Genomic DNA, 21,632 nt, shown 5'->3' on the forward strand with positions numbered 1-21,632 from the left:
TTACTTCCTCACCGCCACAGCAAACGGGCCGAACTGCTCGACGTCCCAGTCCTGCTCAAATGCGTCTGGGTTGAAGAACAGGCCCTCGTAGCGCACGTTCGGCTGGCTCGGGTAGATGTCGTGCGCGATGTGCGTCTTCAGACCGTCTTTGCCGTTGTCGCGGAACACGAACGCCACCGGCGGCTCCCACTTCGAGTTGTCTACCGCCTCAGTGAACTTCTCCGGGTCGGCGTAGGAGATCTCCGCCCACTGCTTCAGCTCGTCGTTGCGGTGCTCGAACTCGCCCACTGGGTTGGCGTAGTGGCTGGTGTAAGCGTTAAACGCGTAGAAGGGATGGAACGCCATGAAGTTGATCTCGTCGGTGTAGATCACCGCGTCGTTCTTCATGTGGCCGTGGGCCTCGATGAAGTCCGCCATCTCCTGGTAGTAGCGGCCCGCGTCCGGCGGGAAGCGGTCCGCGCGCTCGCCGTTGCCGTCGGTGTCGGCGTAGGCCTGATCGATGTAGTCCTCATTTTCCACCGGGATGTTCTGCACCATCTGCAGCGCGCCCACTGCCAGGACCGCGGCGACGGCGGTGGTGTACTTGTTTAGCCCGAACTCGGAAATGGCAATCACGCCGAGGGTGGCAAACAGCGCCACAATCAGCACCTCGAGGCGGAAGCCGAGGAGGGAGGTGCCCAGCAGGGTGATCGCCATCGACGCGAGCGCCCACAGGTAGCACACGCCTATCGACGCCCCAAGGGCCGCCAACTCCGGCTCCTTAATCCTGTAGATCAGGTAGATCAACCCGATCATGGACAACAGCCCGATCAGCGAGAACGACAAAAACGGCAGCGGGAAGTACGTGCCCTCGATGGGCAGGAAGTGGTTCGCGGTGGACTCCAGCTGCTCGTCGCCGGTGAGCACGCGCCAGACGTACGGGCCCCAGGAGATCGCGGCGATGGCCAACGACCCCACGCCGGTGACCAGCAGGTGCACCAGCGGCTTGACCGAGTGCTTGGTAAAAGTGTGGATGACGGCCAGCACCACCATGGTCAGCGCCGCAATCGCGGTGAACAGCGTGTAGAAGCTGGCGGAAATGCCCAGGTAGACGGCCAGCGCAATGGTGGACGCCCACGAACCGTTGACCGCCCGGTACGACATCACGGCTGCGGCTGGCACGAACATGGCCACCACCGCCGCGTACGGCTCCTCCGGCACCTCCGTGAGCACGACAGCCGTGGTCACGGTGGCGATGGCGAGGGCGGTGGGCAGCGAGCCAGTGAGCCTGCGCCACACCGGCGTGAGCATCGCCGCAGCCGCCGCCAGCGTCGCGATCGCGAACGGCTGGTACACCTCCCAGCCTTCCATGCCCAGCACGTTGGCGGTGCGCCCGCCCAGCCAGAACCAGCCCATGGGGTAGAAGGTGGGCAGGTCCTTGTACGCCATGTCCGCGTGACTCAAGTTTTCCGTCATGCGCGACAGGAACTGGGTGCGGAAGCCCTGGTCCACCTGGATGCCGTCCAGGTACAGCCGGGTCGCGCCCAGCGGGATACCGATGGAGGACACCACCAGCCCCGCCGGCACCAGCGACATCACGGCGGAGGAGACCCAGGGTTTCTTGCCTTTGGTCCACAGCACGGCCAAAACGACGCCGATGCCGATGCACACGAAGGAGGCGGCGGTGGCCAGCGACCTGGTCACCATCGACGTATTAAACGCCGGCAGCGAGATCTTGTGCAGCACGAACCAGGCGGCCAGGGCAATCACGCCGCCGGCGAGCCCGGCCGCGACAGTCCGGGCAGCGGTTTGCCCGACCGACAGCTCGTCAGGGTGGTAAGCGGTAGTCATGCGTAACAGTTTCGCATACGCTACCCAACTCCACGTTCTGCCAGGTACATCAGGATTGCCCGTACTCGGCGGTTGTCCTCGTCCGGGGTGAGACCCAGCTTGGAGAAGATACTGGAAACGTGCTTCGCCACCGCTGCGCCAGAGAGGTAGAGCTTCTCGGCGATCTGCGAGTTGGACAGGCCCTCCGCCATGTGCTCGAGTACCTCCATCTCGCGCGGGGTGAGCGTGGTCAGCCAACGCGAGCTCGCGGCCATGAGTGCGCTGGCCACGTCCGGGTCGATAACCACGCCGCCGGACGCCACGGTTTCGCACGCCTGGATGAAGTCTTTCACTTCGGCGACGCGGTCCTTGAGCAGGTAGCCGGTGCCGCCGTCGCCGCCGGAGAACAACTCCCGCGCGTAGGCGGGCGCGACGTACTGCGAGAGCACCAGCACGTTGACCGGGCCCTGCTTGCGCAGCGCCAGCGCGGCTTGGAGGCCGTCGTCACGCATGTTCGGTGGCATCCGCACGTCCGTGATCACCAGGTCGGGCGCATGCGTATCGACGACCCCCTGCACCTGATCCGCGCTGCCCACCTGCGCCACAACCTCGTGGCCGCGCCGGGTGAGTAGGCCGGCAACACCTTCCCGCAGCAGTGCGGAGTCGTCCGCGATGGCAATCCTCACGGCACAATCCCACTTTCTCCCCGGAACAACAGCAAAGGAATACGCGCGGTGACGGTGGTTGGCCCGCCGTCAGGCGAGTGAAGTTCCAGCTCGCCGCCGAACGCCGCGATGCGCTCCTGCATCCCGTCGAGCCCGCCGCCGGGGGTGATGCGGGCGTTTCCGCCGCCCTGGTCGGTGACCGAGATGTTCAGGGTGTGGTCGCAGGTCACCAGCACGCTGACCGGTTGCTGTGGTGCATGCTTCGCGGCGTTGGTGAGTGCTTCGGCGGCGAAGAAATAGGCGGCGGCGGTGACGGAGTCGTCGATACGCGGCAGCGCGTGCGGCGCGCGGACCGTGACGTGCGGGCCGTACTGCGTGGCAGCCGTCTCGATCGCGGCGATAAGCCCGTGGTCCGATAGCTCGCGGGGGTGGATACCGCGCACGGTTCTCCTGAGTGCGTCGAGGCCGTTGTGAAGGTCGCGCGCGGCGTCGTCGAGGAGCGGCGAATCGACATCGAGCCTGGCCTCGCCCAGCTTCATCGCCGCGGCCACGAAATGCTGCTGCGCGCCGTCGTGCAGGTCGCGCTCGATGCGCAGGCGCTCCACCTCGTACGCCTCCGCGATCTTGCGCCGCGACGCGGTGAGCTGGTGGATCTTCGCCGCCGCCCGCTGTTCGTGGTTTATTCTTCGCCGCATGTCCGAAAGCGTAGCGGGGTAGAGCTAGCACTACCCATATTCGGGAGTCAGGGCCATAGTGCTTAGCCACGACCATCTGTGAGATAGAAACCATGCTTGAACTCAGAGACATCACAAAGTCATTCACCCAGCAGCGGGTCCTCGAAGGCATCAGCCTGACGGTGGGCGACGGCGAATCCGTGGCCATCATGGGGCCTTCGGGCTCCGGCAAATCGACCCTGTTGCACTGCATGTCCGGCGTGCTCGTACCCGATCAGGGCGAGGTGCTTTTCGACGGCCAGGATGTGTCGGCAATGAGCGACGCCGAACGCTCGCGCCTGCGCCTGGAGCACTTCGGCTTCATCTTCCAAGACGGCCAGTTGCTGCCGGAGCTGACCGCCACCGAAAACGTTGCCCTGCCGCAGATCATGCGCGGGGTGTCGCGGTCGCAAGCACACGACGAAGCCATTGACATGCTCACTCGCCTAGGCCTGGGTGCCTATGTGGACCGGTACCCGGGGCAGCTCTCCGGCGGCCAAGGGCAGCGCGTGGCCATCGCGCGTGCCTTGGCCGGGCCGCCGTCTGTAGTGTTCGCCGACGAGCCGACGGCGGCACTGGACCAGGCCACCGGCCACGAAGTCATGCAGCAGATCGTGGCCGTGTGCCAGAAGTTCGGTGTGACACTCGTGGTGGTTACGCACGACCCGAAGATCGCCGACTGGTGCAGCCGCCGTGTTGAAATCCGCGACGGCCTGATCCACTCGGAGGTGGCGCGATGATTGCGGTGACGTTGATGCGGTCGGCGGTGTCGCAGACAAACGAAGGGCGCTCGCAGCGGCAGATCGGCGAGCGCTGGGTGCGTGCGTTGTCGCTGGTTGCGGTGACGGTTGCGACCTGGATGCTGTGCACCCTTATGGGCGGCACCTGGATGTTCGTGGCGCGCAACATGCACCCGCACGAGGCGCTCGTGGCGATGGAGCAGAACCTTGGCGAACCAATCTCGTTGCCCTATGTATTTCTCGCGTTGTTTGCCAGTGTGCTGCTCGTGCCGAGCCTGTTGGGTCTGCTCACCCAGGCCGCCAGAGCGAATCTCGGCGGGCGCGAGGAACACCTAGCGGTACTCCGCCTCATCGGCGCGACGGCCGGCGAGGTGCGCGGGATGATGATCCTGGAATCGCTACGCCAGGCGCTTGTCGGGCTGGTGTTGGGGTCGGTGCTGTACGTTGTCACGTGCCCGGCATGGAGCCTGCTGACGCTCCAGGAAAAGCGCGTCGGCACTTGGGAGATCTTCACCTGGTGGGTCATCCCTGCCGCGTGGATCGTGGTGCTGGTTCTGGCCGCGTGCTCCGTATGGCTCGCGTTGCGACGAGTCGCAGTGACCCCACTCGGCGTGACCAAGAAGATCCCGCCGAAGGGGCAAAGCGTGATCACGCTGGTGTTGTCAGTGGTTGGTGCGGTGGTGCTGTACCGCACCCTGGGTTCGCTAACCATCACAGACGCGCAAGCCTTTGCCGGAATGCTGGTCGTGGCTGGCGGCATCCTCACCGTCAACGCACTGATCGCGGTCGGTGTGATCCAACTGCTCGCGCGGCTGAGCTACCGGGTGCCCGGGGCTGCCAACTACGTGGCCACGCGCCGGGTGGGCCGGGGTGCCAAGACCACATGGAAACGCGTGATCGCGCTCTACTTCGTGGCGTTCATCGGTGGTATCGGCAGCTGGTTATCAGCGGTACCTGAAATCGAAGATCAGCCCGCTTTGCATATGATCACCAGTGATATTTCCTCCGGTGTGGTCATCACCGTGGTCTTCGCGGCGGTGCTGATGGTGTCGTCCACGCTGCTCACCCAGGCGCTGAGCGTGGTGGAGCAGAAGCAGCTGACCAAGTCGTTCTACTTCATCGGTGCGCCCGCAGCCTTCCACACCAAGGTGGCTGTGCGCGAGGTCGGCATGCCAATGCTGGTGGTGTCGCTGCTCGGGTTCGGCATGGGCAGCCTGATGGGCACCATCATGGTCGTGGTCCACGTCAATGTGATGGACAAGTTGGTGCTGTTCGGGGTGCTCGTCGTGGTGGCGCTGATCGGTTGCGTCCTGGCGGTGCTGGGGACCGGCCGGTTACGCGAGAAGGTGCTCGCGCAGACCGGCCGGGAGAACGACTAGAAGTTCAGCTTGCTCATGATCGGCGCCGGGATGGCCTTCAGCACCAGGGAGATGGGGCCGAACAACTTGTGCACGAACACGGAGGGCTTGCCGGCCAAGGCAGCTTCGACAGCGGCCTCGGCGACGTCTTCCTTGTTCACGGTGAGCGGGGCTTCGTCAAGGCCGTCGGTCATCTTAGTGCGCACCTGGCCGGGACGGACCACGGTGACGGTCACGCCGTCGTCCTTCAGGGCCTCGCCGAGCTGCAGGTAGAACCCGTCGATGCCAGCCTTGGAGGCGCCGTAGACGAAGTTGGAGCGGCGCACGCGCTGGCCCGCCACGGAGGACAGGGCGATGATCGTGCCGTGGCCCTGGCGCTTCATGTGCTGGCCCAGCAGGACGCCGACGGACATCGGGGCGGTGAAGTTGGTCTGCGCGGACGCGACTGCCGCTGCCTGGTCCTGCCAGAGCTGCTCTTGGTCACCGAGGGTGCCAAAGGCGACCACGGCGACATCGACGTCGCCGTCTTCAAACGCGGCATCGAGCACAGCCGGGTGGGCGGCGAAATCGAGCGCGTCGAAGTCCACGAGGCGCACGTGGCCCGCGCCGGCTTGTTGGACGGCCGAGATCGCGCCGTCGATACGCGGGGAGTCCTTGCGCGCACACAGGGTGACGGTGGGGTTGCCGCCGCGGGAGGCGAGCTCGGCGACGATGGCGAGGCCGATCTCGCTGGTGCCGCCGAGGAGCAGGATGTGCTGGGCTTGGCCTACTGCATTCAACATGGTCGGTTCTCCTTAGTTCAGCTCGAGTCGGCGGGACATGTCGGACGCGAACACGCCGGTCGGGTCGATTTCGCGGCGGGTCTTCAGCCAGCCGGGCAGCCCCGGGTACATGGCGTGGAACTTCTCGGCGGAGGTGCGGGACTCCTTAGCCAGGTAGAGGCGGCCGCCGAACTGCATGACCTGGTCGTCCAGGCGGTCGAGGAATTCGTTGAGACCCGGGCGGATGGGAAAGTCCACGCACACGTTCCAGCCCTTCATCGGGTAGGACAGCGGCGCCTGGTTGCCCTCGCCGAACAGCTTGAACACGTTCAGGGCGGTGTAGTGGCCGGAAGCCTGGATGTCGTAGATGATGTCCTTGAACGGCTCCACGGCGTCGGTGGGCACGACGAACTGGTACTGCAGGAAGCCGGCCTTGCCGTAGCCGCGGTTCCACTCGCCGATCAGATCCAGCGGCTGGTAGAACTGCGTGAGGTTTTGCACCTGGTTACGGGCGGGCTTGCCCATGAAGTAGTACGCCTCGCCGATGGCCATCAGCGACAGCTTGTTCATGGTCCAGGACGGGAAGATGTCCGGCACCGTCATCAGCTGCGGGGCGTTGAACTTCAGCGGGTCCTTCGCCAGCTTCGGGGCGAGCTCCTTGAGCTGGTCCAGGGTGGCCAGGGAGCCGCGGGAGATGGTGGAGCGGCCGGTCTTCGGCGGCGCGGAGATGGCGTCGAACCAGGCCGAGGAGTAGGTGTAGTTCACCTCGGAGCCGTCGGAATGCAGCGCGATCGTCTCATCCAGGGTGTCGGTGCGGTCGGTGTCCGCGATGAAGTAGGCGGTTTCCGTGAACGTCATCTGGATGCGGGCGCGCAGGATGATGCCGGTCAGGCCCATACCGCCGACGGTGGCCCAGAACAGCTCGGCAGTTTCGCCCGTCGGCTCGAGGTGCAGCACTCGGCCGTCCGCGACCAGAAGCTCCATGGAGAGCACGTGGTCGCCGAAGGAGCCTGCGGAGTGGTGGTTCTTGCCGTGGATGTCCGGGCCGATGGCGCCGCCGATGGTGACCTGGCGGGTTCCGGGCAGCACCGGGACCCACAGGCCGTACGGCAGCGCGGCCTTCATCAGCTGGTCCAGGGTCACGCCGCCGTCCACGTCGACGATGCCGGTGTCCGGGTCGATGGAGTGGATGCGGTTCAAAGGCGTCATGTCCACAACGAGGCCGCCGCCGTTCTGGGCGGGGTCGCCGTAGGAGCGGCCCATGCCGCGGGCGATGACGCCACGGCGCTTGTGTTCTGGGAGCTCGGAGTTTTCGTCGGCCACCTGCTTGACCGCCTGGGCGATCGTGTCAACGTCGGCGGTGGACAACACCTGTGCGGTAGAGGGGGCGGTACGGCCCCAGCCGTAGAGGGATTGGGTTGTCAGTTCCATGCCCATCACCCTACGCCGGAATCACAGATCCATGATGCTACGAATCTCCGCGGGGAGCTCTTCTTGGCTGGAAATCACAGGTTTGCCGGCGGCCTTGTGCTCGCGGAGGATCTCGTAGATGCGGGTGCGGCCTTTGGAGTCCACGAAGGGCAGTTCCTCCGCCATGAGGCGGGCCATGAAGTCGGACAACGGAGCGTCGATACGCTGTGCTGCCTCGTGGATCGCGTGCGGGTCGTCGCCTTTGTAATGCTTCCTCATGGAAAGAAAGCCTATATTGGGCGCCATGTCCAGCACCCTCTACCGCTCAGACCACCTCGCGCCGGTGATCCGCCTCACCGAGCGCCGGGCTGGTGCGACGCTGCTTGTGCGCGTCGGCCTGGTCTCCGATGAGGTTGTGTACCGGTGGGTGGGCATCGACGAGGACGCGACCGTCGCGGATTGCTGCGAGATCGTGGGGGAGGTCTTCGGCGTCGAGGATGTGGGTGCGGATGCGCCCCAGGAGCGTTTGCTTTGCGACGTCCTAAAGTCCCCCGGCGAATCCACCCACTTTTCCCACGGCCTTTGGTCCTTCGAGATGCAGTTGGCAAACGTGTACCCGCGCGACGAGTCCACACCGCCGTCCGTGTGCGTGGCGGGCTCCGGGTCGTTCGGCGCGGTGCCTTTCGACATCAGTGCAGTCAACGCCCGGTTGATGGGGGAGGTCGAGGTGCCGGGGCTGCGCGCCGAGGTGCGCGAGTTCATGGCGCGTGCCCGCGGGCACGACTTCGCCCCGTTGATGCAGGCGCTGGATGTGGGGACGGGGAAGCGGATTGCGGCGCTGCCGGTGGAGGCCGGGCGGCTGGAAAGAGACGCCTTCTGGTCCCTGGTGTTCGCGCTGACCTGCTGCGCCGGAGGGGAGACCGCGCACATCGCCGAAAGCATCTTCGCCTCGCTGGGGCACGGGGATTTGGGCATCGGGGAGATTCGGGCGCTGTGCGCTGAATCGCTCGCTGAACTGGATGCAATCGGCGGCGAAAGGGCCCCGGCGGAGATGCTGGATATCTACCGCCAGCTCATGCGCGGGTAGGGTATTCGCCCGTGGCTTCAAGTTCTACCCTGAAACAGCAGCTCGTGCCCTTCCTCTTGGTCGGCGTCGGCTGCGCCGTCCTCGACTTCGGCATCACCTACACCCTGGACGTGCCGTTGGGGTGGCAGCGCGACTTTGCCAAGGCCGTCGGCTGGGTCTTCGGCACCCTCGCCGCCTACGTGCTCAACTCCAAGTTCTCCTTCCAATCCAAGATCAACGCGAAGAAGGCCGGGGCAGTCTTCGTGCTCTACGCGGTGACCTTCGCGGTGCAGATGGTGCTGTGGCGCGTGACGGACTCGCCGCTGACCTCGCTGGGCCTGGTCAACCCGTGGAAGAACGTCGTGTCCTTTGTCATCGCCCAGGGCGTGGCCACCGTGGTCAACTTTGAGCTGCAGCGGCACCTGATCTTCCGCGAGTCCAAGAAAACTATGGCCGCCTAAAGTCCTCTTTAGCCCCGCGGCGCAGCAGCTTCAGCCACTGGTAGAAGCCCTTCGGGTCCTTCTTCTCCAGCAGGAAGAACCAGCCGAAGCGGACCACCTCCTGCAGCTGCATCTTCTTCATGCCGCGCTGGTTGATGATGTAGCCGCGGTTGCGGTACGTGAAATACCGCTTGGTGGGGTTGTTGGGGAACTGCGCGTGCGCGCGGCCGCCCATGATCGGGTGGAATTCTCCCGAGCCGTCCGGGTGCAGGTAGAACGTGGTCAGCGCCGTGCCGTAGGGGAGGCCGGATTGTGCCAGGCGGCGGTGGTACTCCACCTCGTCGCCCCGGATGAACAGGCGGTAATCCGGCACGCCGATGCGCTCCATCGCCTCTGCCGAGATCAGCGCGCCGTTGAACAGGCTGGCGTACTGGGGTAAAAAGTCGCCCTTTAATTGGTCCACGCGGCGGTGCCAGGTGGTGCCCTGCCTTAGGGGGAACGCCAGCTTTTCCGGTTCGTCGATGTTGGCAACCACCGGGGAAACCTCCGCCAGCTGGTGCTGCTCGGCGGTTCGGTAGAGCTCTTCGAGGACGGTGTGGTCTTTCGGGCGGCCGTCGTCGTCCGCGCACCAGATCGCGTCCGCGCCCAGGGCCAGGGCGTGCAGGAATCCGTAGGCGAACCCGCCCGCGCCACCCAGGTTGGTTTTGGACGGCAGGTAGACGGCGCGGTCGGCCGCGAGGTCGTCGAGAAGCTCCCGCACCTCGTCTTGCGCCCCGTTGTCCACCACAATCACCCAATCCACCGGGTGCGTCTGGTTAACCACCTGCTCCAGCGAATGTTTCAGCAGGTCAACGCGGCGGTGGGTGACAATCACGGCGGCGGTCGTGCCGTTCGGATTCAACGCAGTCATGCCTTTATTGTGCCCGAGGGATCCAAACGCGCATTCTTCACGTCTAAGTAGGCATGGCGAATTTGTATGACGGGATGAATGTCGACTTCGAGCCGGTACTCACGCACGAGAGCCAGCGTGTGGCCGGGACCAACTACAGGCGGGTAAGCGGGCGACGGTATCTGGCTGAGCACCACTGCCGGGAGGCGTGGTTGGTGGAGCTTTCCTCTCGCCACCACCCGCGCCGGGTGCACTATTGGGGACCGGCCGCCGCCCGAGCGGTCGCGCACGCGGTTGAGCGGCCCGGGTCCGTGCTCGGCGGGTTTTCGGCGTTGGCGGTGTACGGGATGCCGTTTCTAGTGGAAGGGGCGGATACTGTGTTGTTCTCCGCCACCGCGAAAAACCAGGTGGGCGGGGAGTTCTCGCCGACGGTGCGGCGGCCTTCTCGTGCCTCGTTCAGCGCCTGGGTTCTGGTTCACCGAGGGGTGTCTTTCCGGGCTGCGTCGCCGGTCGACGCATTGGTCCAAGCGCTGCAACAGGTGAAAAAAGGCGAACACGGTTGGGACGTTGTGGGGGTCGCCGGGTGGTCGCCGCAGGAGCTTATGGCTCTCCAGCTCATCGACTGCGCTCGTCGGTTCCTCGGCATTTCATTGCGGGACATCCACGACGGTGCGCGGGGGAGAGTGGATGCGCGGTGGCTGAAACGGCTGCTGGCCTGCAGCAGCAGCCGCGCCGATTCGCCGAAAGAAACCGAGATGCGTCTGTTGGTCAAGGAATTGGCCGCTCGCTACGGATACACCGTGGAAGAGCAGGTGCCATTTATTGTTAACGGGAGGATCGTCACGGTTTTCGATTTGGCTATCCCGGAGTTGAAGATCGCCATCATGTACGACGGCGCCCACCACCTGGAATGGAAACAGCGTAAGAAGGACTCTTCCATCACCATCAAGATGACCGCGGCAGGGTGGGGGTCTGCGGACTTCCTGTGAACCACTCGTTGCCGTTGTGTTGTTGGCTAGGTGGTTTTGGCTAGGTTTCTTTGCTTAGCCAGGGTTGTGTATTGCCCGTCTGGTCCGGTGGTGAGTCTGTCAAAGACGAACCAGTCCAGGTAGTCGTCAAGATACTCCATAAACTCCTCGGTCGTGAGCTTTTCAGGTCGAATCCCATTGGCATAAAGTTCGCGCTTGACGGTGCCGAAGAAGCCCTCGACTCGGGCGTTGTCGCCGCTGTTGCCAAGCCGCGATAGGGACGGCACCATCAACCAGGCGTTATCGCAGGGTTTTTCCTGCGTGCATTGTTCGCATTGTTGCCTGTCGTGGCTGGTGTCGGTGAGTCGATCGACCCAGTCGGCGTGGCGGTAGTGCCAGCCGCGGTCGGTGTGCAAGCCGGGGCGTTGCCCCGGTTGTAGTTGCTCGAGCCCCGCTTCAAGCATGGTGTTGGTCAGCAACGCCGCTGGTCGTGTTGCGCAGGTGTATGCGATGGGCATGTTGTCGTGGAAGTCGATTAGCGGGCTAAAAAAGACCTTGCCGTCAGCGCATTGAAACTCGGTGATGTCGGTGCCGAGTTTTTGGTTTGGTGCGTCGGCGTAAAAGTCGTGCACCAGATCCTTCCTGCCCGCCTGCCTGCGACGATCCGCTTGCGAACGATATCTTTGCGAGACGTGGGTGCCATTTTTGACGACAGTATCGATATCTCCAACCAGACATCGATTCGCTGGACGATGGGCAGTTTCACCCTTATATGAGCTGTAGCGCTTTGTGTGTTTTGTCTTCGGCTGCAGGTGTTCCTGGCTCATGATCGTGCGAATCGATTTTTCACCGAGTGAAAGACCGTTCGCTTTGCATACTTCAGTCACGCGGCGGTAGCCGTAGGTCATGCGATTGTCCTCACAAACAGCCGAAACCAATGCCTTGGCCTGGGCTTTGCGGTCGACCAAAGGGTGATCCAACCGTCGGCATGCCGACTTGTACGTGCTGTAGTTCAATCCGTAGTAGGCGCAGCAATGTGTTACTTGGTATCCGACGTCCCGGAGTCGTCTGACAGCCGTAGCGACGACCACGCTGTCGAGCGTCTCCGGGTTTGCGCTTTTCCCTCAGATTCCATCACCGCCTCAAACAGCGCTTTATCCGCCAGACGCATAAACCGCTCTTGACGCAACAGGTCTTTGAGGGCCTCAACATCATCCGGCAACGCTGCCTCATCAAACGGAGTTGTTGGCTGCTCATGGTTGCGCAAATGCGCACTCTCATCGCGCGGGGTGCGTTGTGATTGACGCTGTGTCTCGGTCTGCTTGCGCTTGCGTTTTTGGGTTTCGTGGTGTTCTTTCACACGCGCCAGTGTCGCCTGTTCTATCTCCTGCGGCGTCATCCCACGCCGCGAACCCGCATCCGGAGCGAACTTGTGCGTCCACGCCGCCACGGAACTCGCAGCGACTCGAAAACGCCATCCAATCTCGCGGGTGGATGCCGACGTTGTCACATTCACCCGGACGACCTCAGCGATCAACTCGGCGCAACGCCAACCCTTATCGACGCCGTTGCCATGACGGGCGTTGCGTACCCATCCCGAAATTGAAGCTGCAGAAGGAACAGACCTACAGTCCTCCCGAATCAACTGCGCACGAATCTGCGAAGCAGCAAGCCCTTGCTCTGAAAGCTCAACGGCACGCTGCCTCACCTCCGGTGGATAACTCATCCTCGAACTCCGATCCCGACAACCGGTGGTTCACAGGAAGTCCGCACAGCCCGCGTGTGAATTTTTCTGCAGGGGGCTATTCCCCGTGGAACCGCTCCACCAGCTCCGCGACGTACTCACCAGTCTCTGGGCCCTCGTACGCGCCCACGACGTCGGCGACCAGGCCGGCTTCGCGGATCTCGCCTTTGTCCACCCACAGGGCGGTGTTGCACAGCTGGGCCAGGAAGTCGTTGGAGTGGGAGGCGAAGACTAGGATGCCGGACTTTTTCACCATCTCGGCGAGCCGGACGCGGGCTTTGGCCATGAAGGCGGCGTCGACGGCGCCGATACCCTCGTCCAACAGCAAAATCTCCGGCTCGATGGAGGTGACCACGCCCAGCGCCAGGCGGACTCGCATGCCGGTGGAGTAGGTGCGAAGGGGCATGTTGAGGTAGTCGCCGAGCTCGGAAAACTCGGCGATTTCATCCATCTTCGCCTTCATCTGCTTGCGCGTCTGGCCCAGGAACAACCCGCGGATGATGATGTTTTCGTAGCCGGAGATCTCCGGGTCCATGCCCACACCCAGGTCGAAGACGGGGGCGACGCGGCCGCGCACGTCGGCGACGCCGCGGGTGGGCTCGTAGATACCGGACAGCAGGCGCAGCAGGGTGGACTTGCCGGCGCCGTTGTGGCCGACCAGGCCGACGCGGTCGCCTTCCCTCAAATGAAGGTTGATGTCGCGCAGCGCCTCCACGACCACGGTGTTGGAGGCGTTCTGGCCGATCTTGCCGCCCGCGGAGGGCATCACGGCCTTCTTCAGGGAGCGGGATTTGGCGTCGAAGATGGGGAAGTCGACGCAGGCGTTGTAGGTGTCGATGGAAACCATGTGAAACTCCTAACCTCCTAAACCCAGTACGGCACGCGGAAGCGCCAGCGCTTCATGGCCAGCAGGGTGATCAGGATGCCGGCAACGGTGCAGGCGAGGACGATGCCCCAGTGGTAGGCGGCCAACGGTTCGTCGATAAGCGGGGTCCTCACGATCTCGAGGTAGTGGTAGAGGGGGTTGACCTCGGCGAGCATGGCGCGCTGCGCGACCTCGCCGCCTTGGTCTTTGAGGGTGCGGGTGGTCCAGACGATCGGGGTGACGTAGAAGAGGAGCTGCACCAGGGCCTCGAGAAGCGGGGCGACGTCGCGGAAGCGGGTGGCCACCATGCCGAAGAACATGGCCACCCACACGCTGTTGACCACAAGCAGCGCCAGCCCGGGGATGAACAGCAGCGTGTGCAGGGTCAGCGGGATGCGGAAGATCAGCACCAGCAGCAGCCAGATCACCATGTTGTGCGCCAAAAACAGCAGTTGGCGCCACACCAGGCGGTAGACGTGCACCGACAGCGCGGACGGGAGCTGTTTGATCAGCCCCTCGTTTTCGATGAAGACGTTCGCGCCGTCCTTGATGCAGCCGGAGAGGAAGCCCCAGACGATGAAGCCGACGGTGACGTGGGGGAGGAACTCCGCGATGTCGATCTGGAACAGCATGGAGTACAAAAGGCCCAGCGCCAGCGACATCACGCCGGTGGCGATGGTGATCCACAGTGGACCGAGGGTGGACCTCTTATACCGCTGCTTGATGTCTTGCCACCCCAGTTGCAGCCAAAGCTCGTGCTGGCCCCAGCCGCGGATGAGGTCGTCGAACGCGCGCCGGAAGGTCTTGGACTTCGACGGCGGCGTGTCTTCGCCCGGAGGGCTGGTCATGCGGGCGACGTCTTGGCGCAGCTGATCTTCGTTGTGCACGCAGATCACCCTAGTGCACTGCATTTGCGCACCCGAGCTGGCGGTGTGCGCCGTGTCGGACAGGCGTGCATAATTGGGGCATTCTTGCCTGAAGGGAGGTCGGCCGTGGCGTATGACGTGTGGGGAGTGCGTGGACTTTACACATCGCTCGGTAGCGGCTGGACGTACCTGAACGCCCACACACAGCCGCAGGTGCCGGAGAAGGTGGCGACGGCGGTCTCGCGAAGCTTCCGCGGCGCGGCGCTGGTGCCGCCGCCGGAGCCGGTGCTGGGATCGCACTCGAAGGAGGCGTTGGGCCAGCCGGAGGGCGTGCAGTACCCGGAGATGGCGCGGGTGGCCATCGCGGACCTGACCGGTGTGGCGACGGACCAGGTGGTGCTGGGACCGAGCGTGTCTGCGCTGTACTCGGCGCTGGTCAACGCGATGAAGCCGATGCTGCGCCGCAATTCCTCTATCGTGCTCAACCCGCTGGACCGGCCGCATTTGACCAAGCGTCTGCGGCGCGCCGGGCTGGATGAGGTGTGCGCGCAGGCGGACCTGGCCACCGGCGATCTGCCGGCGTGGCAGTACAGCGAGATCGCGGACGGCTCCACCCGCCTGGTATCTGTGCCGGCGGCGCACGCGGAGCTGGGCAACGTGGTGCGCGTCGCCGACATTGTGGAGGCGGTGCGCGAAAGGTCGAGGGCGTGGGTGCTTGTGGACGCCACCGCGTACGCCCCTTACCGGCCCGTTGACCTTGAGGCATGGGGTGCGGACGTGGCCGCAGTGGACATCGCTCAGCTGGGCGGGCCGGACATCGCCGCGCTGATCTTCCGCGACACCGCCATGTTCAAGCGCCTTGACATGGACGCGCTGCACCTGGAGGTCTCCCAGGGCTTGGCGGGCGCGGTGCCGGCGGTGGTGGACCACTACGCCTCGCTGGTGGAGGGTTTCTCTGGCCGTGCGACCCGCCGCAACCGCTTGAAGTACTCCCTGGACGCGACCACCGCTTACCTCAACGGCCTGCGGGATGACCTGCACACGTTCTTGGGCACCCTGCCCGCCGTGCACATCGTTGGCGTCAGCGGCGAGGCGGCCGCGGACGCTCGCGTGGAGCGCATCCCGCGCCTGGCGTTCGGCGTGACCGGCGTGCCGTCCGAAACCGTGCTGCAGCGGCTGCTTGCCAACGGCATCGTGGCCACGAAGACGTGCGCCACACCGCTTCTCGACGACATGGGCGTCGCCGACATGGGCGGCGCCGTGACCATCGCCATGTCGCCGTTTAACACCCAGAACGACATTGAGCAGCTGGTGCGGACGGTGGCGTCCCTGGCTTAAACCACCAGCAGGATCTTCCCGGTGTTGTCGCCGGAATCCAGGTGCTTGTGGGCTTTCTTGGCGTCTTCGAGCGGGAAGCGCGCGGAGATGTTCGGGGCGATCTTGCCGGACTCGATCAGCGGCCACACATTTTCCACTGTGGAGGCGACAATCGCGGCCTTCATCGGGCGCGGGCGTGCGCGCAGGGTGGTCGCGGTGACGGATAGGCGACGCGGCATCATCCGCCCCAGCGACAGCGTGCCCTTCGGCCCGCCCTGTACCGCGATGACGATGAGGTGCCCGTCCGTGTTCAGCGTCTTGATGTTTTGCTCCAGGTACGGCCCGCCAACCACGTCCAGGATCGCGTCCGCCCAGCCGGGCAGCTCCTCAGCGAATTCCTGCTCCTTGTAGTTGATCAGGATGTCGGCGCCGAGTTCCCGGCAATATTCGAGCTTCTCTTGGCTGCCGGCGGTGACGGCTACCTCGCAGCCGAGCGCCTTGCACATCTGGATGGCAAAGGAGCCAATGCCGCCCGCGCCGCCGTGGATGAGCACCTTATCGCCTTCAGATACTCCGGCGATCATGCCCAGATTCGACCACACCGTGCAGGCCACCTCGACCACGCCGGCAGTCTCCTCGACAGTCAGCCCTGAAGGAATCGGGGTGAGCTGCCCCTCCGGGACAGCGACGTACTCGGCGTAGCCGCCGCCGGCGAGCAGGCAGCCGACCTCCTCGCCTTCCTTGCGGCCAGTCGTGCCCGGGTCTGCAATGATTCCCGCGCATTCCAGCCCCATAATCTCGGACTCACCCTTCGGTGGCGGGTATTTCCCGGCGGCTTGCATTAGGTCGCCGCGGTTCACGCCGGCGGCAACGACCTTGACTAGGACTTCGCCGTCTTGCGGGGTGGGCCTTTGGGCGTCGTAAAGCATGAGCTCATCACTAATTGCTTTCATGCGCCCAGGCTACGTTAGACTGCTCTGAGTTGGAGACGTGGCAGAGTGGCCGAATGCACCGGTCTTGAAAACCGGCGAGGTTAACCCCTCCGCGGGTTCAAATCCCGCCGTCTCCGCCAAAACCCTCTATGTGAGTTCCTCCGGAAAAAGCTCCGGCATTGTGTGGAACTGCCGTTCGCCGGAGAAATCTGAAGGAACGCCCGAAAGAATATCTTTCGCCCGCTTAGTGTCCGGGCGGTTCTGCCCCGCTACAACTTGGACCTTTTCAATTGGGAAATCGCCGCGCAGCTGAACGACGGCAGCACCGTCGCCACGGTAGGCGTAATTCTCGCCGAGCAAACCAGGGACCTCGGATATGAGCTCAGTGGATTTGCCGCGGTTGTCGGCACGCCAGTTGCCCTCGATGTCGCCGAGGGGAACGCCGAGCAGAACGATGCTGTCCGCGGTCTTAGCCAGCGCGGAGGTCTTCGGGGTGAAATAGAACGGCACGGAAGCGCTCTCACCCACCAACGGGCCAGCAGTGAGCGAATCCAGGTTGGCCGGGAACCAAACTAGGTAGTCAGACGGGTCGTTGGAGGTGGCGCGGGCGGCGAGACCGGAGGTGAGCCAAGTGTGGATTTTCATGTGGCCGAGTATAGGGACAATTGGCAGGCCATTTGGACGCCGGAAGGATTGACGGTAATGTGAAACAAGGCTTGGAGATGTGCCAGAGTGGCCGAATGGGGCTCCCTGCTAAGGAGTTGCCCCCTTGACGGGGGCCGCAGGTTCAAATCCTGTCATCTCCGCCACCGCGCCCGTAGCTCAACGGATAGAGCATCTGACTACGGATCAGAAGGTTGGGGGTTCGAATCCCTCCGGGCGCACCAATACTTTGTTGAAACCCCTGCTCATGCGGGGGTTTTGGTGGTTGTGGCTTGGGTAAAAATTTGCCCCGCCGGAGCGGGGCAAATGCGAGGGTGAATTAGACGTTCTTCGTCTCGACCACAGGGGCATCCTTCGTGGGCGCTGCCGAATTACCGCTACTTCCGCCGACGCTGACGTCTACTCCGCGGACCTGGGGAATGCAGTTGCGCACTGCTGCCGCAACTAGCAGGGCAGCAACGACCCCCACTGCGCCGCCACCGATGGCGGCAGCGGTTGCGGGGTCGACGTTGATCCCTCGAGCCGCGTCATTGAACGCCCTTTCCGCCTGGGCAGCGATGCGCTCCAAACCAGGAATTCGCATCTGCTGCGTAATTGCCACGGGCACCAATGCCACTAGCGGCAGTCCGAGACCTACCAGCGGTGCTATGCAACGAGGATCGGAGGAGCCACCAGCGACATCGACATTGGCGTTCAAAAGGCTGGATCCGTCGTTGCCCGAGCCTTCCTTGCCGTCGGTGCCGGACTCATTGTTATTGCCCCGCTTGGACGAGCCACCGAACAAACCGCCGTTGGCGTTTCCAGTGACGACGGGGTTGGCGTTACCAGTGATCTCAACGCTGTTGTTCGAACCGTTGTCGTTCAAGTTCCCGGTGACGACGGGGTTTGCATTACCGGTGACGACGGCGCTGTTGTTGGAACCGTTGTCGTTCAAGTTCCCGGTGACGACCGGGTTCGCATTGCCGGTGACGACGGCGCTGTTGTTGGAACCGTTGTCGTTCAAGTTCCCGGTGACGACCGGGTTCGCATTTCCAGTGACGACCGGATTGGCGTTTCCGGTGACGACGGCGCTGTTGTTGGAACCGTTGTCGTTCAAGTTCCCGGTGACGACCGGGTTCGCATTTCCAGTGACGACCGGATTGGCGTTTCCGGTGACGACGGCGCTGTTGTTGGAACCGTTGTCGTTCAAGTTCCCGGTGACGACCGGGTTCGCATTGCCGGTGACGACCGGGTTCGCGTTCCCGGTGATGACAACCGTCGGGTTCGCATTACCAGTGACGACGGCGCTGTTGTTGGAACCGTTGTCGTTCAAGTTCCCGGTGACGACCGGATTGGCGTTACCAGTGATCTCAACGCTGTTGTTCGAGCCGTTGTCGTGGATATCCACGCTCACGGTTGGGTTCGCATTGCCAGTGACGATGATGCCGCTGGGCTGGACTTCCACCTTCACCAGGCCTTCGAGCAGACCATTGCTGCCTTTTCCGCCGCCGACGCCGAGAAGGGCGCCGATGATGGAGCCGACGGTGCCAGCGATGTCCTTTCCGGAGGTCTGCGGGTTCAGTGCACGGATCTTTAGGGTGCGGTCCGTGGTGGAGATGCCGTCAGAGAACTGCACTGGGATGTCCACCTCATCGCCGGAGGTGAAGGTGGCTGGCGCTTTGACCAGAATCTTGCCGTTTTCAACTGCGACTTCCCAGCCCACAGCGCCGATGGCGCTGAAGCCGGGCTTCTTCGCCACGGTCACGCCTTCGGGCACATCCCATGCGTCGACGACTTTGGAGCGGGCGCCATCGAAGTCGATGGTTTCGCGGGTTTCTACCGGGGGGACGTCGTGGGTGAAAGGCGGCATCTCGTCGATGACGTTGAGACGCAGTGTACCGCGGGTGGTCGTGCCACCTGCTGGAGTGAACTTCACCGGAATGTCGACCTCACCGCTTTTGAATGCGGTGCTGGAGGAGGGGCGGATAACTGTTAGCGTGCCGTCGTCGTTGCGGAAGTTCCAATTGAAAATGGTGTTTGTCACCGGTTCGACTACGTCGTTCGGCTGCAGCTGCAGCCCTTTCACGACAGCCTCCGGCTGCTCCCAGAAGTTCGCGGTGTCGAAGCGTCGGGTGAAGGGGTTTGCGGGTGCCGGGTTTTCGCTTGTCGACGGCTCCGCTGTCTCCGTCGTTGTCACAGGTGCAGCGGAGGTGGTTTCTTCTGGGGTTGTCGTTGCAGACGGGGTGGTCTCTTCCTCCGGGGCTGGGCACTGGTCGCCGGGTTCGTCGAAGGAGTTGCCGCTTTCGCGCTCGTCCACGATGGTGAGCTGCAGGGTGGTGGTAAAGGACGAGCCGTCGGTTTTGGTCACCTTCACCGGGATGTCCTGCGCTCCGGTTTTGAAGGAGAGGGAGGACTGAGGGCGGGTGATGACTAGGGCGCAGCCGGCGTTTCGGAACGTCCAGTTAAAGATGGTGTTGGTAGTGGCGGCGACGGTGTCACCTGGCTCGAGGGTGAGGCCTTGAACAATCGCGTGGTCCACGTCCCAGAAGTTGGTGGTGGTGTAGCGGGTGTCAAAGTCGGAGGCTTCAACTGCTCCGCCCTGCAACGGGGAGGTAAACGGCGCAACCAGCGCTGCTGATAGAACAGCAGCCACGACGGCGGTACGGCGGGAACGAGTCATTTGGGCTCCTTTATAACGGGCAGGCTAGTCCTGAGAGTGCAACGCAGGTTCTATCGTCGAACACGCATAGAGTTTTACACATGCCATCCTGGGACGTAAGTATTAGCTGAAATAATTCTGGGTGCTCCGGTAGCGTTTCTTGGGGACTCTCGCGGAAAGGCATGTAGATGAAAACGGTGGACCTCCGTGCGTTGCAGGATTTGGAAACCAACCTCACCAGGAGAAATCTGCGTTCAGAGGATCTGAATGGCATCCGGGAAGAACTGGCGCGGATCCCGTTGCACGATGTCATTCACGTGGTCGAGCGTCAGCCGTCGAAACGCGGTGCTGTCCTGGTGCGACTCCTCGCGCCGGAGCGTGCGGCCGCAGCCTTCGACGCGCTGGATCCCGCGCACCAGGCGGAAATTGTGGAGGCGCTCGGGCACGAGGACGTGACTGGGCTGTTCAGCGCGCTGGGCGCCGAGGACCGCGTGCGCATGCTCGACAACATGCCGCCGGCGATCGCGGAGCGCTTCCTTGGCAACCTCGACGATGAGTCCCGTGCGGTCACCGACTTGATCCTTGGCTACGAAAAGGGCTCGGTGGGGCGTGCGATGAGCCCCCAGGTGGCGGCGGTGGGGCCGGATGAAGAGGTGCGGGACGTCGTCGAGAAGCTGAAGGCGAATGTGGATGAGCTGGAGACCATCTACACCGTCGCGGTGGTGGGGCAGGATCGTACGCTGTGCGGCGTGGTGGGGCTGCGCGACCTGTTTAAGACTCAGCCGGGCGACAGGGTCGGGGACGTGATGCGTGATTTTCCGTCACTGCAAGTCGATGATGAGGCGGAAGAGGCTGCGCGCCGTCTGCTTTCGTCGGGGGAGCTGGCGTTTCCCGTGGTGGATGACGGCAACCGGCTCGTGGGTATTTTTACCTTCGACGAGGCTCAGGACATCGTCGAGCACGCAGACAGTGAGGACACTGCTCGTCAGGGCGGCTCCGAGTCCCTGAAGCAGCCCTACCTGGCTACTCCGGTGCTGAAGCTGGTGCGATCGCGCATTGTGTGGCTGTTGGTCCTGGCGCTGTCGGCAATTTTGACGGTGCAGGTTCTGGGGGTGTTTGAGGGGACGCTTGCGCAGGTGACCGTGCTGTCGCTGTTCATCCCGCTGCTCACGGGCACAGGCGGAAACACTGGGAACCAGGCCGCCACGACGGTGACAAGGGCACTCGCGCTTCACGACGTCTCCAAAGGCGACGTCTTTAAAGTTATGTGGCGCGAGCTTCGGGTGGGGGCAACGCTGGGGGCGGTGCTCGGCGTGCTGGGCCTAGGCATCGCGTGGGCGGTGTTTGGCCAGGAGATCGGCATCATCATCGGCAGCACCCTGTTTTGCGTTTGCGCCATGTCCGCCACGGTGGGTGGGATGATGCCGATTCTGGCCAAGACCGTCGGTGCGGATCCGGCGGTGTTTTCCAACCCGTTCATCTCTACTTTCTGCGACGCGACCGGCCTCATCATCTATTTCCTCATTGCCAAGTCCGTACTGGGTCTATAACCCAGTTGTGGGTTATGAACTGGGGTTTTGGTGCTCTGTTCGCCTGGGTGTAATGTTCTTTTTCGTTGTCGAGAGACATTGCGCCCGTAGCTCAACGGATAGAGCATCTGACTACGGATCAGAAGGTTGGGGGTTCGAATCCCTCCGGGCGCACCAACTATGAGAACGCCCCAAACGTTTTGTTTGGGGCGTTTTCCTTTGATTCACGCTTGAGAGATTGAGACAGCGCGACGGAACG

General features: G+C 63.5%; 21 protein-coding genes and 4 tRNA genes. 11 read left to right on the plus strand and 14 right to left on the minus strand.

Translation table 11 applies throughout. The annotated features are described in order from the left end of the window. The 3 genes from CIHUM_RS00385 to CIHUM_RS00395 are packed head-to-tail and all read right to left on the minus strand — an operon-like array spanning nt 1 to nt 3,169. Entirely contained in the window at nt 1-1,830 is a 1,830-nt protein-coding gene (locus CIHUM_RS00385) for an arabinofuranosyltransferase (protein ID WP_051106211.1), read from the minus strand. 20 nt (nt 1,831-1,850) lie between these two features. Then, nucleotides 1,851-2,495 (minus strand): response regulator transcription factor, encoded by a 645-nt coding sequence (locus CIHUM_RS00390; RefSeq protein WP_034996834.1) that lies wholly within the window; start codon nt 2,493-2,495, stop codon nt 1,851-1,853. Next, nucleotides 2,492-3,169 (minus strand): sensor histidine kinase, encoded by a 678-nt coding sequence (locus CIHUM_RS00395; protein ID WP_034996835.1) that lies wholly within the window; start codon nt 3,167-3,169, stop codon nt 2,492-2,494. Before CIHUM_RS00395 ends, CIHUM_RS00390 begins: the two co-directional genes overlap by 4 nt. A gap of 92 nt (nt 3,170-3,261) precedes the next feature. Here CIHUM_RS00395 and CIHUM_RS00400 point away from each other — a divergent pair, with 92 nt between their 5' ends. Together CIHUM_RS00400 and CIHUM_RS00405 are read left to right on the plus strand one after the other, a co-directional pair. Then, entirely contained in the window at nt 3,262-3,927 is a 666-nt protein-coding gene (locus tag CIHUM_RS00400; RefSeq protein ID WP_034996836.1) for an ABC transporter ATP-binding protein, read from the plus strand. Continuing rightward, nucleotides 3,924-5,306 carry an FtsX-like permease family protein gene (locus CIHUM_RS00405; RefSeq protein ID WP_034996837.1) on the plus strand — a complete coding sequence of 461 codons (1,383 nt, stop codon included), beginning with the start codon at nt 3,924-3,926 and terminating at the stop codon, nt 5,304-5,306. Before CIHUM_RS00400 ends, CIHUM_RS00405 begins: the two co-directional genes overlap by 4 nt. Here the strand turns inward: CIHUM_RS00405 and CIHUM_RS00410 are convergent. Genes CIHUM_RS00410 through CIHUM_RS00420 form a run of 3 tightly spaced genes read right to left on the minus strand, consistent with a single transcriptional unit; the run spans nt 5,303 to nt 7,735 of the window. After that, nucleotides 5,303-6,067 (minus strand): decaprenylphospho-beta-D-erythro-pentofuranosid-2-ulose 2-reductase, encoded by a 765-nt coding sequence (locus CIHUM_RS00410; RefSeq protein WP_034996839.1) that lies wholly within the window; start codon nt 6,065-6,067, stop codon nt 5,303-5,305. The genes CIHUM_RS00405 and CIHUM_RS00410 overlap by 4 nt on opposite strands. Nucleotides 6,068-6,079: 12 nt before the next feature. Further along, on the minus strand, nt 6,080-7,477 hold the full coding sequence (locus CIHUM_RS00415; protein WP_377734690.1) for a decaprenylphosphoryl-beta-D-ribose oxidase: 1,398 nt from the start codon (nt 7,475-7,477) through the stop codon (nt 6,080-6,082). Between the two features lie 21 nt (nt 7,478-7,498). After that, nucleotides 7,499-7,735, minus strand: a complete 237-nt coding sequence (locus CIHUM_RS00420) for a hypothetical protein (RefSeq protein ID WP_034996843.1) — start codon at nt 7,733-7,735, stop codon at nt 7,499-7,501. Between the two features lie 25 nt (nt 7,736-7,760). Here CIHUM_RS00420 and CIHUM_RS00425 point away from each other — a divergent pair, with 25 nt between their 5' ends. Both CIHUM_RS00425 and CIHUM_RS00430 read left to right on the plus strand, forming a co-directional pair. Continuing rightward, on the plus strand, nt 7,761-8,543 hold the full coding sequence (locus CIHUM_RS00425) for a hypothetical protein (RefSeq protein WP_051106213.1): 783 nt from the start codon (nt 7,761-7,763) through the stop codon (nt 8,541-8,543). 11 nt (nt 8,544-8,554) lie between these two features. After that, entirely contained in the window at nt 8,555-8,983 is a 429-nt protein-coding gene (locus tag CIHUM_RS00430) for a GtrA family protein (protein ID WP_034996845.1), read from the plus strand. Here CIHUM_RS00430 and glfT1 read toward each other — a convergent pair. Further along, the gene (glfT1, locus tag CIHUM_RS00435) at nt 8,970-9,872 is read right to left on the minus strand and encodes a galactofuranosyltransferase GlfT1 (protein WP_034996846.1); all 903 of its coding nucleotides are present in this window, start codon (nt 9,870-9,872) and stop codon (nt 8,970-8,972) included. The genes CIHUM_RS00430 and glfT1 overlap by 14 nt on opposite strands. A gap of 53 nt (nt 9,873-9,925) precedes the next feature. Between glfT1 and CIHUM_RS00440 the strand changes: the two genes are divergently transcribed. Continuing rightward, a complete protein-coding gene (locus tag CIHUM_RS00440; RefSeq protein ID WP_273680222.1) occupies nt 9,926-10,840 on the plus strand; it encodes a hypothetical protein in 915 nt (304 codons plus the stop codon). Between the two features lie 26 nt (nt 10,841-10,866). On the opposite strand, the gene CIHUM_RS00445 is transcribed toward CIHUM_RS00440, so the two are convergent. The 4 genes from CIHUM_RS00445 to wzm form a co-directional block, all read right to left on the minus strand. Beyond that, nucleotides 10,867-11,787, minus strand: a complete 921-nt coding sequence (locus CIHUM_RS00445) for a DDE-type integrase/transposase/recombinase (RefSeq protein WP_187370399.1) — start codon at nt 11,785-11,787, stop codon at nt 10,867-10,869. Nucleotides 11,788-11,858: 71 nt separating this feature from the next. Next, on the minus strand, nt 11,859-12,545 hold the full coding sequence (locus CIHUM_RS00450) for a hypothetical protein (RefSeq protein ID WP_148363865.1): 687 nt from the start codon (nt 12,543-12,545) through the stop codon (nt 11,859-11,861). Between the two features lie 76 nt (nt 12,546-12,621). Next, the gene (gene wzt, locus CIHUM_RS00455; protein WP_034996848.1) at nt 12,622-13,410 is read right to left on the minus strand and encodes a galactan export ABC transporter ATP-binding subunit Wzt/RfbE; all 789 of its coding nucleotides are present in this window, start codon (nt 13,408-13,410) and stop codon (nt 12,622-12,624) included. A 17-nt stretch (nt 13,411-13,427) separates the two neighbouring features. Next, nucleotides 13,428-14,339 carry a galactan export ABC transporter permease subunit Wzm/RfbD gene (gene wzm / locus CIHUM_RS00460; protein WP_034996849.1) on the minus strand — a complete coding sequence of 304 codons (912 nt, stop codon included), beginning with the start codon at nt 14,337-14,339 and terminating at the stop codon, nt 13,428-13,430. 81 nt (nt 14,340-14,420) lie between these two features. Here wzm and CIHUM_RS00465 point away from each other — a divergent pair, with 81 nt between their 5' ends. After that, nucleotides 14,421-15,632 carry an aminotransferase class V-fold PLP-dependent enzyme gene (locus CIHUM_RS00465; RefSeq protein ID WP_034996850.1) on the plus strand — a complete coding sequence of 404 codons (1,212 nt, stop codon included), beginning with the start codon at nt 14,421-14,423 and terminating at the stop codon, nt 15,630-15,632. Here CIHUM_RS00465 and CIHUM_RS00470 read toward each other — a convergent pair. Then, complete coding sequence (locus CIHUM_RS00470; protein ID WP_034996852.1) at nt 15,629-16,564, minus strand: NAD(P)H-quinone oxidoreductase; 936 nt, start codon at nt 16,562-16,564, stop codon at nt 15,629-15,631. The genes CIHUM_RS00465 and CIHUM_RS00470 overlap by 4 nt on opposite strands. Nucleotides 16,565-16,595: 31 nt before the next feature. Between CIHUM_RS00470 and CIHUM_RS00475 the strand changes: the two genes are divergently transcribed. After that, nucleotides 16,596-16,683 (plus strand) — tRNA-Ser (locus CIHUM_RS00475). Between the two features lie 7 nt (nt 16,684-16,690). Here the strand turns inward: CIHUM_RS00475 and CIHUM_RS00480 are convergent. Beyond that, entirely contained in the window at nt 16,691-17,188 is a 498-nt protein-coding gene (locus CIHUM_RS00480; protein ID WP_034996853.1) for a hypothetical protein, read from the minus strand. Between the two features lie 73 nt (nt 17,189-17,261). On the opposite strand from CIHUM_RS00480, the gene CIHUM_RS00485 reads away from it, so the two are divergent. Both CIHUM_RS00485 and CIHUM_RS00490 read left to right on the plus strand, forming a co-directional pair. Then, nucleotides 17,262-17,352, plus strand: a tRNA-Ser gene (locus tag CIHUM_RS00485). A gap of 2 nt (nt 17,353-17,354) precedes the next feature. Next, nucleotides 17,355-17,430, plus strand: a tRNA-Arg gene (locus tag CIHUM_RS00490). 95 nt (nt 17,431-17,525) lie between these two features. Here CIHUM_RS00490 and CIHUM_RS00495 read toward each other — a convergent pair. Then, nucleotides 17,526-19,865, minus strand: coding sequence for a hypothetical protein (locus tag CIHUM_RS00495; protein WP_273680223.1), 2,340 nt, complete (start codon nt 19,863-19,865; stop codon nt 17,526-17,528). Between the two features lie 167 nt (nt 19,866-20,032). Here CIHUM_RS00495 and mgtE point away from each other — a divergent pair, with 167 nt between their 5' ends. Together mgtE and CIHUM_RS00505 are read left to right on the plus strand one after the other, a co-directional pair. After that, nucleotides 20,033-21,394, plus strand: coding sequence for a magnesium transporter (gene mgtE / locus CIHUM_RS00500; protein ID WP_034996862.1), 1,362 nt, complete (start codon nt 20,033-20,035; stop codon nt 21,392-21,394). Nucleotides 21,395-21,474: 80 nt separating this feature from the next. Further along, nucleotides 21,475-21,550: transfer RNA gene (locus CIHUM_RS00505), tRNA-Arg, on the plus strand. Nucleotides 21,551-21,632 lie beyond the last annotated feature (82 nt).

This window comes from Corynebacterium ihumii, from assembly GCF_028609825.1.
GTDB classification, from domain to species: domain Bacteria; phylum Actinomycetota; class Actinomycetes; order Mycobacteriales; family Mycobacteriaceae; genus Corynebacterium; species Corynebacterium afermentans.